This is a genomic window from Pseudomonas sp. GW822-FHT04H02 (assembly GCF_058800645.1).
On the sequence record NZ_JBXAMM010000008.1, the window covers coordinates 225,006 to 239,812 of the forward strand.

The following is a 14,807-nucleotide window of genomic DNA, read 5'->3' on the forward strand; positions in this document are numbered from 1 at the left end:
GGATGTGCAGCAGTGAAGGGCGTTGAGTGCAAGCATGAGGGTGTACCCGATTTTTGAAATTTTTATGGTGTGTTCTGGGTCTGGGTGATTGAAGCCGGGGGTTTGGGGCCGGCTCAACGTGCTATCGATGGTGCGCAGTGGCTGAAAAATCGTCAATTCGCCAATCTGTATTTTGTTCGATAATCGAACACAAAACTAACTGGTTCGTACACTTTAACAAGGCCTGTGGAATAATCCGCAACATCCAATAAAAAGCCGCGGTCCCCCTGTGCCCGACTGGCCGTCCTTACCCGGGAGTCGAATCATGCAGCGTTCCATTGCCACCGTGTCCCTGAGCGGTACCCTGCCGGAAAAACTCGAAGCCATCGCCGCCGCCGGGTTCGACGGCGTGGAGATCTTCGAGAACGACCTGCTCTACTACGACGGCAGCCCTCGGGAAATCAAGCAGATGTGCGCCGACCTGGGCATTGCCATCACCCTGTTCCAGCCATTCCGGGATTTCGAGGGCTGCCGTCGCGACCGCCTGCCGCGCAACCTGGAGCGCGCCGAGCGCAAGTTCGACCTGATGCAGGAATTGGGCACCGACCTGGTGCTGGTGTGCAGCAACGCCTCGGCGGACAGCCTGGGGGACCGGCAGATCCTCATCGACGACCTGCACCTGCTGGCCGAGCGGGCCGGTGCCCGGGGCCTGCGCATCGGCTACGAAGCCCTGGCCTGGGGCCGTCACGTGAATACTTATCAACAGGTCTGGGACATCGTGCGCAGCGCCGATCACCCAAGCCTCGGGGTGTTGCTGGACAGCTTCCACACCCTGTCGCTCAAGGGCGACCCGGCGGCGATTGCCGAGATTCCGGGGGACAAGATCTTCTTCGTGCAGATGGCCGATGCGCCGATCCTGGCCATGGATGTGCTGGAGTGGAGCCGGCATTTCCGCTGCTTCCCCGGCCAGGGCGAATTCGACCTGCCGGGCTTTCTGGCGCCGATCATCAAGAGCGGCTACACCGGGCCGCTGTCCCTGGAGATCTTCAACGACGGCTTTCGCGCCGCGCCGCCGCGGGCCAACGCCGCCGATGGCTTGCGCTCGCTGCTGTACCTGGAAGAGAAGACCCGCGAGCGCCTGCTGCAGGAAGGCCAGCCGGTGGCGAACATCGACACCCTGTTCGCGCCGCCTGCGGTGCAGGCCTATGGCGGCACCGAGTTTCTCGAGTTCGCCGTGGACGAGGCCCTGGGCGCCAAGCTCGGCGGCTGGCTGGAGCGCCTGGGTTTCGCCAGGGCCGGGCAGCATCGCTCCAAGAGCGTCAGCCTGATGCGCCAAGGGGATATCAACCTGATCCTCAACTCCGAGCCCTATTCCTTCGCCCACAGTTTTTTCGAGGCCCACGGCCCTTCGGTGTGTGCCACGGCAATCCGGGTCAAGGACAGCGCCAAGGCCCTGGAGCGGGCGGTGGCCTACAAGGGCCAGCCCTATCGCGGCCTGGTGGGCCCCAATGAGCTGGAGCTGGCGGCGGTGCGCGAGCCCGATGGCAGCCTGATCTACCTGGTGGATCAGCAGCAGGGCGGCCAGCACCTGTACGACACCGATTTCAATATGCACAGCGGCGTGGTGGCCAAGGGCGGCCTCAAGCGCATCGACCACATGGCCATGGCCCTGCCGGCGGACAGCCTGGACAGCTGGGTGCTGTTCTACAAGAGCCTGCTGGACTTCGAGGCCGACGACGAAGTGGTGCTGCCCGACCCCTACGGCCTGGTGAAAAGCCGCGCCCTGCGCAGCCGTTGCAGCTCGATCCGCCTGCCACTGAACATCTCGGAAAACCGCAATACTGCGATCTCCCATGCTTTGTCCAGCTATCGCGGTTCCGGGGTGCACCACATCGCTTTCGATTGCGACGACATCTTTGCCGAAGTCAGCCGGGCCAAGGAGGCTGGCGTGCCGCTGCTGGACATCCCGCTCAACTACTACGACGACCTGGCGGCACGCTTTGATTTCGACGACGAATTTCTCAGCGAACTGGCCTACTACAACGTCCTCTACGACCGCGATGCCCAGGGCGGCGAGCTGTTTCACGTCTACACCGAGCCCTTCGAAGGGCGCTTCTTCTTCGAGATCATCCAGCGCAAGAACGGCTATGCCGGCTACGGTGCGGCCAACGTCGCGGTGCGCCTGGCGGCCATGGCCAAATCACGCAGCGGTGCCGTGCGCCAGGCCAAGTTGTAGAAGATTGTTAACGACGGCGGTAACGGCCGCCGTCGCGCTTTCTTTCGCAGGGTGACGCGGCCCATAATCGCCCGCGTGTGCAGTGATGGCCGTGAGCCCAGAATGACAATGACCAGTGAACGCTCGATTGCGCCCGATGAGCCTGCTCTCGAACCGCGCAAGAGTCGCAAGAACAACCCGGAAAAGACCCGCGAGAACATCCTTCAAGAAGCCATTGTCGAGTTCGTCCAGCAGGGCTTGTCCGGCGCGCGAGTGGATGCGATCGCCGAACGCATCCATACCTCCAAGCGCATGATCTATTACTACTTCGGCAGCAAGGAGCAGCTGTACGTCGAGGTGCTGGAGAAGCTCTACGGCGATATCCGCAGCACCGAGAGCCGCCTGCACCTGGCAGAGCTGGCGCCGCAGGAAGCGATTCGCCGGCTGGTGGAGTTCACCTTCGATCACCACGACCGCAACGTCGATTTCGTGCGTATCGTCAGCATCGAGAACATCCACAAGGCCGAGTACGTGAAGCAGTCCGGCGTGATCAAGGCCATGAACAACACCATTCTCCATGCCCTGGGCGAGATCCTCGAGCGCGGCGCGCGCGAAGGCGTGTTCCGCGGCGGCCTGGATCCGCTGGACGTGCATTTGCTGATCAGCTCGTTCTGTTTCTACCGGGTCTCGAACCGCCACACCTTTGGCGAGATCTTCCAGATCGACCTGCCGGATGAAGGCATCAAGCAACGCCACCGGGAGATGATCTGCGAGTCGGTGCTGCGCTACCTGCAGGCCTGATCCCACTCTTTGTAGGCGCTGGCTTGGCAGGCGCTGGCTTGTCAGCGAAAGCGCCCGTAAGATCGCCATCGCCACCAAGGCTTCTGCAACCTGCACCACGACAAGGAAGGCACCATGGGCAACCCCGTTCCAACCCTGAAAATAATCCTGATCCTGATGATCGTGGTCGACACGTTCTGGTTCGGCGAGCGCCTGCTGTCCCTCACCGGGTTCAGCATGTTCGACTGGTTGCCGTCGTCGGTGATCAGCCTGGTGGGCATCCTCGGCAGCCTGCTGATGATTCTCTTCAATGTGCTGCTGATCGGCCTGCTCTCGCGCCTGCAGCTCAAATCCGACTAAGCAGGCTGTAGCCGCTGCCGCAGGCTCGCCAGCGCCCTGAAGGCAGCAGCTGCTACCGAAGCCTGTCTCAGCCGTTCATGCTGTGAAAGTGCGCCAGCATGCGCTGCGGGTCCGCGCGTTGGCCGCTGAACAGCTCGAACGCCTTGACCGCCTGGAACACCGCCATGGTGCCGCCGTCCAGGGTCCTGCAACCCAGGGCCCGGGCGTTGCGCAGCAGTTCGGTTTCCAGGGGAAAGTAGACGATCTCGGCAACCCACAACTGCGCTCGCAGCAGTTCCACCGGCACCGGCATGCCCGGCAGCTTGGCCATGCCCATGGGCGTGGTGTTCACCAGCCCGTCGGCGCTGTGCAGGGCACTCGACAGATCACCGCCTGCCCGGGCCCGGGCGCTGCCGAAATGCTGGTTGAGGTTGTCCGCCAGGCTTTGCGCCCGCTGCGGCTCCACGTCAAAAATGTTCAGTTGCTCCACGCCTTCACTCAGCAGGGCGTGAGCCACTGCGGCCCCGGCACCGCCGGCGCCCATCTGCACCACCTGGCGCCTTGCCACGTCCGGCAGGCCGCGGCGAAAGCCCTCGGCAAAACCCAGGCAGTCGGTGTTGTGGCCGACTCGTTTGCCATCCTTGAGCACCACGGTGTTCACCGCACCGATGCCCCGGGCTTCCGGGGACAGTTCGTCGAGCAGCGGCAGGATGCTCTGCTTGCAGGGAAAGGTGATGTTCAGACCGGTGAAGCTCATCTGCTCGGCGGCGCGCAACAGGTCGGGTAGGGCGCTGCTGTCCAGGCCCAGTTGATCCAGGTCGATCAAGCGGTACAGGTAGCGCAAATGCTGGGCATCGCCCTCTTGTTCGTGCAGGGCCGGGGTGCGGGAGGCCTGGATGCCGGCGCCAATCAGCCCGGCCAGAACGCTGGCTTGCCGGCTCATGCGCCTTGCTCCTTGAACCGCTGGCTGAAGTGTTCCAGCGCCAGGCGATAGCCATGGCTGCCAAAGCCGCACATCACCGCCTGTGCGATGGCGGAAACGAAGGAGTGATGGCGAAACGGTTCGCGCGCGTGGACGTTGGACAGGTGCACTTCGATCACCGGCAGCTCGCTGGCCACCAGGGCGTCACGGATTGCCACCGAGGTGTGGGTCCAGGCGGCCGGGTTGATCAGGATGCCGGCGCAGCGACCACGCGCCCCGTGGATCCAGTCGAGCAACTCGCCTTCGTGGTTGGTCTGACGAAACTCCACGGCGAGGCCGAACTCCTCGGCGGCGCGGCCGCACAGGGCGGAAATGTCAGCCAGGGTTTCGTGGCCGTAAGTGGCCGGCTCGCGGGTGCCGAGCAGGTTCAGGTTCGGGCCGTTGAGCACCAGAACGATAGGACGCATGGGGTAAATCTCCGTTGTTATTGTCGGCCTCGGGAGAGCGTACGAGGCGTTGAAAGGTAAATTGTACTAACTGGTTAATTTGGTCAATTGGCGGTAGATGCACAACGGGGGGCGGGCGGATTAAGTGTTCGGTAATCGAACGGCAGCGTAGGGCTCGCAGGTGCAAGGCTGCCGCCAATGAGTGCTTATATCAATTGAAAATCATTCTCGACTGACCGTAAGATGCCCGGCAATTTCCTTCATGTTCCAGGGAGTCGGTTTGTCGGACGTGGATCTCAAGGGACTGTTTCTCAAGCATGCCGCTGCCTTGCGTGGGTACCTGGCGCGCAAGATACGGGACCCGCAGTTGGCCGCTGATCTGGTGCAGGAGAGTTTCCTGCGGCTGGCCGAGCACACGCGCGGCGAGCGTATCGACAACTCCCAGGGCTATCTCTACCGCACGGCGAACAATCTGCTGATCGACCATGTACGTCAGGAGGCGCGGCGCAAGACCGAGACCGTGCCCCATGAAGTGCTGGCCGACATCGAGGATGAGGCGGCCGGGCTGGAGGCTCAGGCGATGGCGCAGCAACAGCGCAAGGCACTGAAACAGGCGATCATGGAACTGCCCCCGCGGACCCAGGAAATCTTTCGCCTCAACCGTATCGAAGGCATGACCCACGCCGAGGTGGCCCGGCACCTGAATATTTCCGACAGCTCGGTGCAAAAGCACCTGTCCCGGGCGCTGGCCTATGTGATGCAGCGCTTGCAGGCTACCGACGGTCGGCCGGTCGACGAGTGAGTTACGGTAAAAGTCGGGGTCAGACGTCACTGCTTATATATAACGAGAAATCGAGATTCACACGTGAATAGCCAGGGTCCGCAAGAGCGCAGTATCACCGAGGCCGCCGCCGACTGGGCGGTGCGTTTGCACGCGGGAGGCCTGAGCGCCACCGAGCAGGCGCAGCTTGCCCAATGGCAGGCCGCCGACCCGCGTCATCCCCAGGCTCTGGTGTTTGCCCGGCAGACCTGGGAGGCCCTGGGCGAGTTGCGCCTGGACCCCGAACTGGCGGCCACTGCCCCACCACGGCGCCAGGCGGCGCGGCCTGCGGCGACAATACCGCGCCCGCGCCGTCGACGCCGGCTGGTGCGGGCCGCCAGCGTGGCGATGCTGGTACTGGCGGTGGCCCTGGGCTGGCTGCAAGGGCCGCAGGCGCTGCTGTACCTGCAGGCTGACTACCTTACCGGCAAGGGCGAGGTGCGCACCGTACAACTGGCCGATGGCAGCCAGGTTGAGCTGGATTCGGGCAGCGCCATTCGCCTGGACTACAGCGGCGACAAGCGCCAGGTTCAATTGCTGGCCGGCTCCGCGGTGTTTGACGTGGCGCCCATGGCCGGCGAGGAAAAACGACCTTTTATCGTGCAGAGTGCCGGCGGCCAGACCCGCGCCCTGGGCACCCGTTTCGTGGTCGGGCGCGAGAGCGCTCAACAAGCCTGGGTCGGCGTGTTGCAGCACAGTGTCGCGGTGAGCCTGGATGCCCCGGCGCAACGCGGGGCCTCCGAGCGGGTGCTGCAAGAGGGGCAGAGCGTGCGCTATGACCCGCAGTCGGGGGTGGTGGCGCTTGATGGGCTCGACCTGCAGCGGGCCACCAGTTGGCGGCGCGGTGTCCTGGTGTTCGACCGCCAGCCCCTGGGCCTGGTGGTGGAGCGCCTCAATCGCTATCGGCCCGGGCGGGTGGTGCTGACCAACAGTGCCCTGGCCCAGCGTCAGGTCAGCGGTGTCTTCCGCCTGGACATGCTCGATGCAGCCCTGGTTACCCTGACCCAGGAATTGCAGGTGCAGCGTTTCGACCTGGCCGGCGTCAGCCTGATTTACTGAGGCCTGCGGGCCTTTTTCCACCCTTGTGCAAAATAATTCAAAAAAACCTTACTGAGTTTTCCTGCCTGGCACGTCTAGCTAATTGAGATGCATTCGCATAAACAAAGATAGCCAGCGCAGGAACAAGGGACATGAGGGTAGGCAGTCGCACTGGAATTCACGCAGCAAGTCGTTTGGCCCTGGCCATTCACTTGGGCGTCGCAGGGCTGTTGGCAGGAGGCGGTTTGCTGCACGCGGCAGAGCCTGTGGGTGCAGCCCCACAGAGCGCCCAGCAGCAACGCGAGATGGATTTCGATATCCCCGCCCAGGCTCTCGGCAGTGCGGTGCTGGTGTTTGCCGAGCAGGCCGGGGTGCAGGTGCTGTTCGACAGCCTGCGCCTGCATGGCTTGCACAGCTCGCCGCTCAAGGGCCGCTACAGCGCCGAGGAGGGCCTGGCGCGGCTGCTGGGCAATGCGCCGGTGCAGTACCGCTTCACCGGCGAGCGCCAAGTGACCCTGAACCGGGTGGAAACCGGCCGTGACGGCGCCCTGGCCCTGGCGCCCACCACCATCTCCGGCAACCTCGAAGGCCGCCAGAGCGACTGGGTGTATAACGCGCCACGTTCGGTGAGCGTGGTCGGCCGCGAGCAGCTCGATCGCAACCCGCCCCGGCACGCGGCCGACATGCTGGAGGAAACCTCCGGTGTGTATTCGGCAGTCAGCCAGCAGGACCCGGGCCTGTCCGTGAATATCCGCGGCCTCCAGGACTATGGCCGGGTCAACATGTCGGTGGACGGCATGCGCCAGAACTACCAGCAGAGCGGCCACCAGCAGCGCAACGGCACCCTCTACGTCGACCCCGAGCTGCTCTCCGAGGTGGTGGTGGAGAAGGGCGCCACTTCGACCATGGGCGGCGCCGGGGTGATTGGCGGGGTCGCCAATTTTCGCACCGTCGAAGCCCGTGACCTGCTCAAGCCCGGCCAGGAAATCGGTGGCCGGATCCGCGTGACCAGCGGCCTGGGTGGCCGCAGCAACGGCACCCATTTCATCGGCAGCACCGCCTTCGCCATCGGCACCGAGGTCTGGGACATGCTGCTGGCCGCCAGTGAACGGCACCTGGGGGACTACAACCCGGGGACCAAGGGCGGCATTGGCGAGCTGCGTACCGGCAGTTGGATGGACCCGTCGATCAATGACCGGGTGAAGAATTCCAAGGTGGCCTATTCCGCTTCCGTGATGCGTTCGCGCCTGGCCAAGCTGGGGCTCAACCTGCCCCAGGACCAGCGTCTGCAACTGAGCTACCTGACCACCCAGGTGTCCTACGACGACGCCAACATGATGAACGTCGAGAACAAGCAACAGCTCTGGGAAAAGCTCGGCAGCAGCGATGTGCGCTCGCAGAACTTCGGCCTCGACTACAGCTACACCCCGGACAACCCGCTGATCGACTTCAAGGCCAAGCTCTACTACGTCGACAACAGCAACGACCAGAGCACCCTGACCCGGCGCAGCAGCCCCGGCTACTCGATCACCTACCAGACCGACACCTATGGCGCTCAGGCGCAGAACACCTCGACCTTCGCGCTCGGCGAGCTGGCCACGCTGAAGGCCAACTACGGCCTGGAATTCTTCTATGACAAGGTCCGCCCCGACTCCAGCCAGCCGGTGCCCAAAGGGTCGGCGGTCAGCGCTTCGCCCGCGGCCAGCATGACCCCCGAGGGCGATCGTGCCCTGGGCAGCCTGTTCACCCGCCTGGACTTCGACTACGACGGCTGGCTGAACCTCAACGCCGGTTTGCGCTACGACCGCTACCGCCTGCGGGGCGAGACCGGAATCAACACCCGCACCTTCGTGATCGGCAAGACGCCCCAGCAGATTTCGGTGCCGGTGGCCTATGACATCGACAACGAGGAAGGGCGCTTCTCGCCGACCTTCGGCCTGTCGGTCAAGCCGGGCGTCGAATGGCTGCAGTTGTTCGCCAGCTATGGCAAGGGTTGGCGGCCACCGGCGGTGACCGAAACCATGATCACCGGCCGGCCCCACGGCGGCGGCTCGGAGAGCACCTTCCCCAACCCCTTCCTCAAGCCGGAGCGTTCCAGCACCTGGGAAGCGGGGGTCAACGTCTTCAAGGAAAACCTCTGGTTCAACGATGACCGCCTGGGGATCAAGGTGGCGTACTTCGATACCCGGGTCGATGACTTCATCTATATGGCCATGGGTGTGCAGCCCCCTGGCTACGGCTCGCCGGGCATCGGCAACAGTGCCTATGTCAACGACCTCAGCAGCACCCGCTTCAAGGGCGTGGAGTACCAGCTGGACTATGACGCCGGCCGCGCCTACGGCCAGCTGAACTACACCCGCATGATCGGCGACAACGATTTCTGCACGAAAATCGCCTGGCTGGGGGGCGTGACCCAGCCGGTGAAGAATGGCAGCGGGCGTGGCGCGATCGTCACCGGCATGCGTCCCGATGATGCGGCCAACAACGCCAGCCGTTGCAATGCGGCGATCCTCGGTTCGGCCGAACACATGCCCATGGACCGCGGCACCCTGACCCTGGGCGCACGCTTTTTCGACCGCAAGCTGGATATAGGCGCCCGGGCCCGCTACAGCGCCGGCTATTCGATCGCCGGCTCCGCCACCGGCACCGTGAGCCAGACCGGCGTCTACCCGGCCGACTGGAAGCCCTACACCGTCTACGACCTGTATGGCAGCTACCGGGCCACTGAAGAACTGACCCTGCGCCTGGCCATGGAAAACGTCACCGACCGCGCCTACCTGGTGCCCCTCGGCGATGTCCTGGCCTTCACCCTCGGCCGTGGCCGGACCTTGCAGGGCACCGTGGAGTATCAGTTCTGACCGCTTTTGCCCATTGATGGGCAAAACCGCAGCAGGCAGTGGCGTGCTGCGGACATGACCCCCCTAATGTATTGGAGTTTTGCATGAGCATTTCGATCTCTTACAGCGCTACCTACGGCGGTAATACTGTTGCGCAATACCTGACTGACTGGTCGGCCTACTTCGGCGACGTCAACCACCGCCCAGGCGAAGTGGTCGACGGCACCAACACCGGTGGCTTCAACCCGGGCCCGTTCGACGGTACCCAGTACGCCATCAAGAGCACCGCCAGTGACGCGGCCTTCGTCGCCGACGGCAACCTGCACTACACCCTGTTCAGCAACCCGAGCCACACCCTGTGGGGCTCGGTGGACACTATCTCCCTGGGCGACACCCTCGCCGGTGGTTCGGGCAGCAACTACAACCTGGTCAGCCAGGAAGTCAGTTTCACCAACCTGGGCCTCAACAGCCTGAAGGAAGAAGGCCGTGCAGGCGAAGTGCACAAGGTGGTCTACGGCCTGATGAGTGGCGACAGCTCGGCGCTGGCCGGCGAGATCGATGCCCTGCTCAAGGCGATCGACCCAAGCCTGTCGGTGAACTCCACCTTCGACGACCTGGCCGCTGCTGGCGTTGCTCACGTCAACCCGGCTGCCGCAGCCGCTGCCGATGTTGGCCTGGTGGGTGTGCAGGACGTGGCCCAGGACTGGGCGCTGGCCGCCTGAGTGCAGGCCTGAGGCATAAAAAAGCGAATGCAGGATCGCTCCTCCATTCGCTGGCTTGACTCACCTCCGTCGCCCGAGTTTTCGAAGGCCAGGGCGGCGGCGGTGGCAAATTCTGGGGAGCGCCGTGGTGCCTGTCAACGCACCGGGCGCGCCTCTTGTCGTTCCGCTCTGCCCGAGCGGAAGGCCCTATAACCCTAAACTCTCCACAGGACACCTTGATGAGCAGGCCGAATCCACTTGCCGCTTCCGAGACGCTGGCGGCCTTGACGGCCTACAAGGGCGGCTTTTTCAACATCGGCCTGTTCTCGGCGGTGATCAACCTGCTGATGCTGGCCCCGGCCCTTTACATGCTGCAGGTCTACGACCGGGTGCTGGCCTCGGGCAATCAGATGACTCTGCTGATGCTGACGCTGATGATCCTCGGCCTGTTCGGCCTGATGGGGGCGTTGGAGTGGGTGCGTAGCCAGGTGGTGATCCACCTCGGTACCCAGATGGACATGCGCCTGAACCAGCGGGTGTATGACGCCGCTTTCGAAGCCCAGCTCAAGGGCAGCCCCCAGGCCGCCGGCCAGGCTTTGAACGACCTGACCGCGCTGCGCCAGTTCGCCACCGGCAATGCCTTGTTCGCGTTCTTCGATGCGCCCTGGTTTCCGGTCTACCTGCTGGTGATCTTTCTCTTTCACCCCTGGCTCGGCCTGCTGGCCCTGGCCGGCGCGGTGCTGCTGGTGGCGCTGGCCTGGATCAACCAGCATATCTGCCAGGCACCGCTGGCCCAGGCCAGCCAGTTGTCGATCATCACCAGCCAGCAGGCCACCGCCAACCTGCGCAATGCCGACGCGATCGAAGCCATGGGCATGCTCGGCGCCCTGCGCGAGCGCTGGTTCATCGGCCACCAGGGCTTTCTGGCCCAGCAGAACCTGGCCAGCGAAAAGACCGCCACCATCAGCGCCTGGTCCAAGGGCGTGCGCATGGCCCTGCAGTCCCTGGTGCTGGGCCTGGGCGCCTGGCTGGCGGTGCAGGGCCAGATTACCCCGGGGATGATGATCGCCGGCTCGATCCTAATGGGCCGCGTGCTCAGCCCCATCGACCAGTTGATCGCGGTATGGAAGCAATGGAGCTCGGCGCGCCTGGCCTACGAGCGTTTGTCCGAGTTGTTGCAAGCCAACCCGCCACGGCCGGCGCGCATGAGCCTGCCGACGCCCAAGGGCAAGTTGAGTGTCGAGCAGCTGAGTGCCTGTGCCCCTGGCAGCCGGCGCCCGGCCCTGAGCAACCTCGGTTTCACCCTGGAGGCTGGCCAGGTGCTGGGGGTGATCGGCCCTTCCGGCTGTGGCAAGTCGACCCTGGCCCGGCTGCTGGTCGGTGCCTGGACGCCCCTGACGGGAAAGGTACGCCTGGATGGCGCAGACCTGGCTCAGTGGGACAGGCAGCAACTGGGGCCGCATATCGGTTACCTGCCCCAGGACATCCAGCTGTTCGCCGGCAGCATCGCCGAGAACATCGCGCGTTTTGCCCAGCTGGACTCGGATCAGGTCCTGCAGGCCGCGCAAATGGCCGGGGTGCACGAACTGATCCTGCAATTGCCCCAGGGCTATGACACGCGCCTGGGCGAGGGCGGTGCCGGGTTGTCCGGCGGCCAGCGCCAGCGCATTGGCCTGGCCCGGGCCCTGTATGGCCTGCCGGCGCTGATCGTGCTCGACGAGCCCAATTCCAACCTCGATGAGGCCGGTGAGCAGGCGCTGCTGCAAGCCATCAGCCAGCTCAAGCAGCGGCAGCGGACCCTGGTGCTGATCACCCACAAGCCCAACGTGCTGACCCTGACCGACCAGTTGATGATCCTGCGCGACGGCCAGTTGCAGGCCTACGGCCCGACGGCGCGGGTGCTGGAGGCGAACCAGAAGGCCAAGGCCGCGCCGCCGCCGGCTGTACCGATGAGCAATCCGGCGAGCAGCCCGGTGACCAGCTTGAACATGAACTACCGCCTGGGCGTGGCCGGCGGCGAAGGGAAAAAGGCATGAAGGCGAGTTTATCCACAGGTCCTGCTGCGCCGGTCGCGGGGCCGGCCGCCAGCAATGTGTTGTCCCTGGACGACAGGAAGTACTCACGGCTCGGCTGGCTCCTGGTGCTGGGAGGTTTTGCCGGGTTTATCGGCTGGGCCGCCCTGGCGCCGCTGGACAAGGGCGTGGCGGTGTCGGGCAAGGTCATGGTCTCGGGCCATCGCAAGACCGTGCAGCACCAGAGCGGCGGCATCGTCGAGCGGATCGAGGTCAAGGAGGGCGACCGGGTCAGTGCCGGGCAGGTGCTGCTGCGCCTCAACGAGACGCCGCTGCGCACCCAGATGCAATCCCTGCGCAGCCAGTACCTGGGCTCGCTGGCCAGCGAAGCGCGGCTGAATGCCGAGCGCGATGGCGCCAGCGATATCGTCTTCGACCCGCAGCTCCAGGCCCTGGCCAGCGAGCCGGACGTGGCCGCCAGCCTGGCCCTGCAACGGCAGCTGTTCAGCAGCCGGCGCCAGGCCCTGAGCATGGAACAGCAAGGGATCGCCGAGACCATCGCCGGCTCCGAGGCGCAACTGCGGGGTACTCGGGATTCCCAGGCCAGCAAGCGGCAACAGCGCAGTGCCTTGAACGAACAGCTGCAAGGCCTGCGGGAACTGGCCCGGGACGGCTACATCCCGCGCAACCGGCTGCTGGACAGCGAGCGCCTGTACGCGCAGATCGACGGCTCGATCGCCGAGGACTTCGGCCGCATCGGCCAGTTGCAGCGGCAGATCCTCGAATTGCGCCTGCGCATCCGCCAGACCACCGAGGATTTCCAGAAAGACCTGCGCAGCCAGTTGGCCGATACCCGGATCCGTACCGAAGACCTGCGCAATCGCCTGGCGTCCGCCGAGTTCGAACTGGCCAACAGCCAGGTGCGCGCCCCGGCCGCCGGGGTGGTGGTGGGGCTGGAGGTGTACACCGAGGGCGGGGTGATCAAGCCGGGCCAGCCGCTGATGGACATCGTGCCCCAGGACGAGCCGTTGCTGGTGGAGGCACGGGTGCCGGTGCAACTGGTGGACAAGGTGCACCCGGGGCTGCCAGTGGAACTGATGTTCTCGGCCTTCAACCAGAGCACCACGCCCAGGGTGCCGGGGGAGGTGACCCTGGTGTCCGCCGACCGGCAGGTGGACGAGCGCACCGAGGAGCCTTACTACACCCTGCGGGCCACGGTCAGCGCCCAGGGCATGCAGCAGTTGCAGGGCTTGCAGATCCGCCCGGGCATGCCGGTGGAAGCCTTTGTCCGTACCGGCGAACGCTCGATGCTCAATTACCTGTTCAAGCCCTTGCTGGACCGGACTCACATGGCGTTGGTGGAAGAATGATTCGAGCCTGGTGCTACTACCTGCCCCTGCTGTGCCTGTTGGGCAGCCCGTCGGTCCAGGCCCTGGGGTTGCTGGACGCCTATGACCTGGCCTTGCGCAATGACCCGACCTTCCAGGCGGCGATCAAGGAGCGCGATGCCGGGGAAGAGAACCGGGCCATTGGCCGTGCCGGGCTGCTGCCGAACCTGTCCTGGAGCTATAACAATTCGCGCAACCAGTCCGAAGTGACCCAGGAGACCGTTCGCGGTGATGTCACCAATGACCGGGACTACCGCAGCTACGCCTCGACCCTGACCCTGCAGCAACCGCTGCTGGACTACGAAGCCTATGCGCGCTACCGCCAGGGCTCGGCCCAGGCGCTGTTTTCCGACGAACGCTTTCGCGGCAAGAGCCAGGAACTGGCGGTGCGCCTGCTCAGTGCCTACAGCCAGGCGCTGCTGGCCCAGGAGCGTATCGAACTGAGCCGGGCGCAGAAGCGTGCCTACGCCGAACGCTTGCAGCTCAACGAGCGCCTGCTCAAGGGCGGCGAGGGCACCCGCACCGATGTGCTGGAGACCCAGGCCCGGCTGAGCCTGGCCCTGGCGCAGGAGATCGAGGCCCAGGACCAGCAGGATGCCGCCCTGCGCGAGCTGCAAGCCATAGTCGGCGAACCGTTGCAGATCGACGAACTGGATCCGCTGACCCGGCAGTTCCAGATCCAGCCGCTGCTGCCCAACCGCTTCGACAGCTGGCGTGACCTGGCCATGGCCAACAACCCGGACCTGGCGTCCCAGCAGCAGGCGCTGCGAGTGGCGGAGTATGAAGTGGAGCGCAAGCGCGCCGGGCACCTGCCCAAGGTGAGTTTGTATGCCAGCAGCCGTCAGACCAGTTCCGATTCGGAAAGCTCCTACAACCAGAAGTACGACACCAATACCGTGGGCATCCAGGTCAGCCTGCCGCTGTTTGCCGGTGGCTCGGTATCGGCCTCGACCCGCCAGGCGGCCAGCCAGCTGTCCCAGGCCCAGTTCGAACTGGATGCCAAGACCGCCACCACCCTCAACGAACTGCGCAAGCAGTTCAACCTCAACACCAGCGCCGCGGCCAAGGTCCGGGCCTATGAAATGGCCGTCAGCTCCGCCGAGGCCCTGGTGACCGCGACCCAGAAGAGCGTGCACGGCGGCGAGCGGGTCAACCTGGATGTACTGGACGCCGAGCAACAACTGTTCACCGCCCGCCGCGACCTGGCGGATGCCCGTCATGCCTACCTCTTGGCGCGGATCCAGCTCAAGTACTACGCCGGCCTGCTCAACGAACAGGACCTGCAGCAACTGGCCGGTTACTTCCGCCCCCTGGGCTGAACCCCATTGCC

The 14,807-nt window shown here is 64.7% G+C and carries 12 protein-coding genes; 10 read left to right on the plus strand and 2 right to left on the minus strand.

All coding sequences use genetic code 11. The features are described 5' to 3' along the window. The first annotated feature begins 304 nt into the window (after positions 1–304). The 3 genes from quiC to AC1RMG_RS29250 all read left to right on the plus strand — a co-directional run bounded on the left by quiC (position 305) and on the right by AC1RMG_RS29250 (position 3,334). Positions 305–2,215 (plus strand): 3-dehydroshikimate dehydratase QuiC, encoded by a 1,911-nt coding sequence (quiC, locus tag AC1RMG_RS29240; RefSeq protein WP_011063607.1) that lies wholly within the window; start codon positions 305–307, stop codon positions 2,213–2,215. A gap of 102 nt (positions 2,216–2,317) precedes the next feature. After that, positions 2,318–2,995 carry a TetR/AcrR family transcriptional regulator gene (locus tag AC1RMG_RS29245; protein WP_011063606.1) on the plus strand — a complete coding sequence of 226 codons (678 nt, stop codon included), beginning with the start codon at positions 2,318–2,320 and terminating at the stop codon, positions 2,993–2,995. A gap of 114 nt (positions 2,996–3,109) precedes the next feature. Then, positions 3,110–3,334: a hypothetical protein gene (locus AC1RMG_RS29250; protein ID WP_015637127.1), complete on the plus strand. Its 225-nt coding sequence runs from the start codon at positions 3,110–3,112 to the stop codon at positions 3,332–3,334. 67 nt (positions 3,335–3,401) lie between these two features. On the opposite strand, the gene AC1RMG_RS29255 is transcribed toward AC1RMG_RS29250, so the two are convergent. Both AC1RMG_RS29255 and aroQ read right to left on the minus strand, forming a co-directional pair. Continuing rightward, positions 3,402–4,256 carry a shikimate dehydrogenase gene (locus AC1RMG_RS29255; protein ID WP_210713686.1) on the minus strand — a complete coding sequence of 285 codons (855 nt, stop codon included), beginning with the start codon at positions 4,254–4,256 and terminating at the stop codon, positions 3,402–3,404. After that, positions 4,253–4,702, minus strand: coding sequence for a type II 3-dehydroquinate dehydratase (gene aroQ / locus AC1RMG_RS29260; RefSeq protein ID WP_011063604.1), 450 nt, complete (start codon positions 4,700–4,702; stop codon positions 4,253–4,255). The genes AC1RMG_RS29255 and aroQ overlap by 4 nt, the downstream gene beginning before the upstream one ends. Before the next feature lie 259 nt (positions 4,703–4,961). Here aroQ and AC1RMG_RS29265 point away from each other — a divergent pair, with 259 nt between their 5' ends. From AC1RMG_RS29265 to AC1RMG_RS29295, 7 genes are all read left to right on the plus strand, one after another. After that, positions 4,962–5,483: an RNA polymerase sigma factor gene (locus AC1RMG_RS29265; RefSeq protein ID WP_011063603.1), complete on the plus strand. Its 522-nt coding sequence runs from the start codon at positions 4,962–4,964 to the stop codon at positions 5,481–5,483. A 63-nt stretch (positions 5,484–5,546) separates the two neighbouring features. Further along, a complete protein-coding gene (locus AC1RMG_RS29270; RefSeq protein WP_015637124.1) occupies positions 5,547–6,560 on the plus strand; it encodes a FecR family protein in 1,014 nt (337 codons plus the stop codon). 131 nt (positions 6,561–6,691) lie between these two features. Then, complete coding sequence (locus tag AC1RMG_RS29275) at positions 6,692–9,397, plus strand: TonB-dependent receptor (RefSeq protein WP_053154025.1); 2,706 nt, start codon at positions 6,692–6,694, stop codon at positions 9,395–9,397. Positions 9,398–9,480: 83 nt separating this feature from the next. Further along, positions 9,481–10,098 carry a heme acquisition protein HasA gene (locus AC1RMG_RS29280; RefSeq protein ID WP_011063600.1) on the plus strand — a complete coding sequence of 206 codons (618 nt, stop codon included), beginning with the start codon at positions 9,481–9,483 and terminating at the stop codon, positions 10,096–10,098. 218 nt (positions 10,099–10,316) lie between these two features. Further along, a complete protein-coding gene (locus AC1RMG_RS29285) occupies positions 10,317–12,113 on the plus strand; it encodes a type I secretion system permease/ATPase (protein ID WP_169893431.1) in 1,797 nt (598 codons plus the stop codon). After that, positions 12,110–13,459 (plus strand): HlyD family type I secretion periplasmic adaptor subunit, encoded by a 1,350-nt coding sequence (locus AC1RMG_RS29290; protein WP_457819574.1) that lies wholly within the window; start codon positions 12,110–12,112, stop codon positions 13,457–13,459. The genes AC1RMG_RS29285 and AC1RMG_RS29290 overlap by 4 nt, the downstream gene beginning before the upstream one ends. Then, entirely contained in the window at positions 13,456–14,796 is a 1,341-nt protein-coding gene (locus tag AC1RMG_RS29295) for a TolC family outer membrane protein (protein WP_011063597.1), read from the plus strand. The genes AC1RMG_RS29290 and AC1RMG_RS29295 overlap by 4 nt, the downstream gene beginning before the upstream one ends. Positions 14,797–14,807 lie beyond the last annotated feature (11 nt).

Bases quoted from the DNA above. Each gene is read 5' to 3' on its own strand.
- quiC (WP_011063607.1), top strand. From the start codon at position 305: ATGCAGCGTTCCATTGCCACCGTGTCCCTGAGCGGTACCCTGCCGGAA.
- AC1RMG_RS29245 (WP_011063606.1), top strand. From the start codon at position 2,318: ATGACAATGACCAGTGAACGCTCGATTGCGCCCGATGAGCCTGCTCTC.
- AC1RMG_RS29250 (WP_015637127.1), top strand. From the start codon at position 3,110: ATGGGCAACCCCGTTCCAACCCTGAAAATAATCCTGATCCTGATGATC.
- AC1RMG_RS29255 (WP_210713686.1), bottom strand. From the start codon at position 4,256: ATGAGCCGGCAAGCCAGCGTTCTGGCCGGGCTGATTGGCGCCGGCATC.
- aroQ (WP_011063604.1), bottom strand. From the start codon at position 4,702: ATGCGTCCTATCGTTCTGGTGCTCAACGGCCCGAACCTGAACCTGCTC.
- AC1RMG_RS29275 (WP_053154025.1), top strand. From the start codon at position 6,692: ATGAGGGTAGGCAGTCGCACTGGAATTCACGCAGCAAGTCGTTTGGCC.
- AC1RMG_RS29280 (WP_011063600.1), top strand. From the start codon at position 9,481: ATGAGCATTTCGATCTCTTACAGCGCTACCTACGGCGGTAATACTGTT.
- AC1RMG_RS29285 (WP_169893431.1), top strand. From the start codon at position 10,317: ATGAGCAGGCCGAATCCACTTGCCGCTTCCGAGACGCTGGCGGCCTTG.
- AC1RMG_RS29290 (WP_457819574.1), top strand. From the start codon at position 12,110: ATGAAGGCGAGTTTATCCACAGGTCCTGCTGCGCCGGTCGCGGGGCCG.
- AC1RMG_RS29295 (WP_011063597.1), top strand. From the start codon at position 13,456: ATGATTCGAGCCTGGTGCTACTACCTGCCCCTGCTGTGCCTGTTGGGC.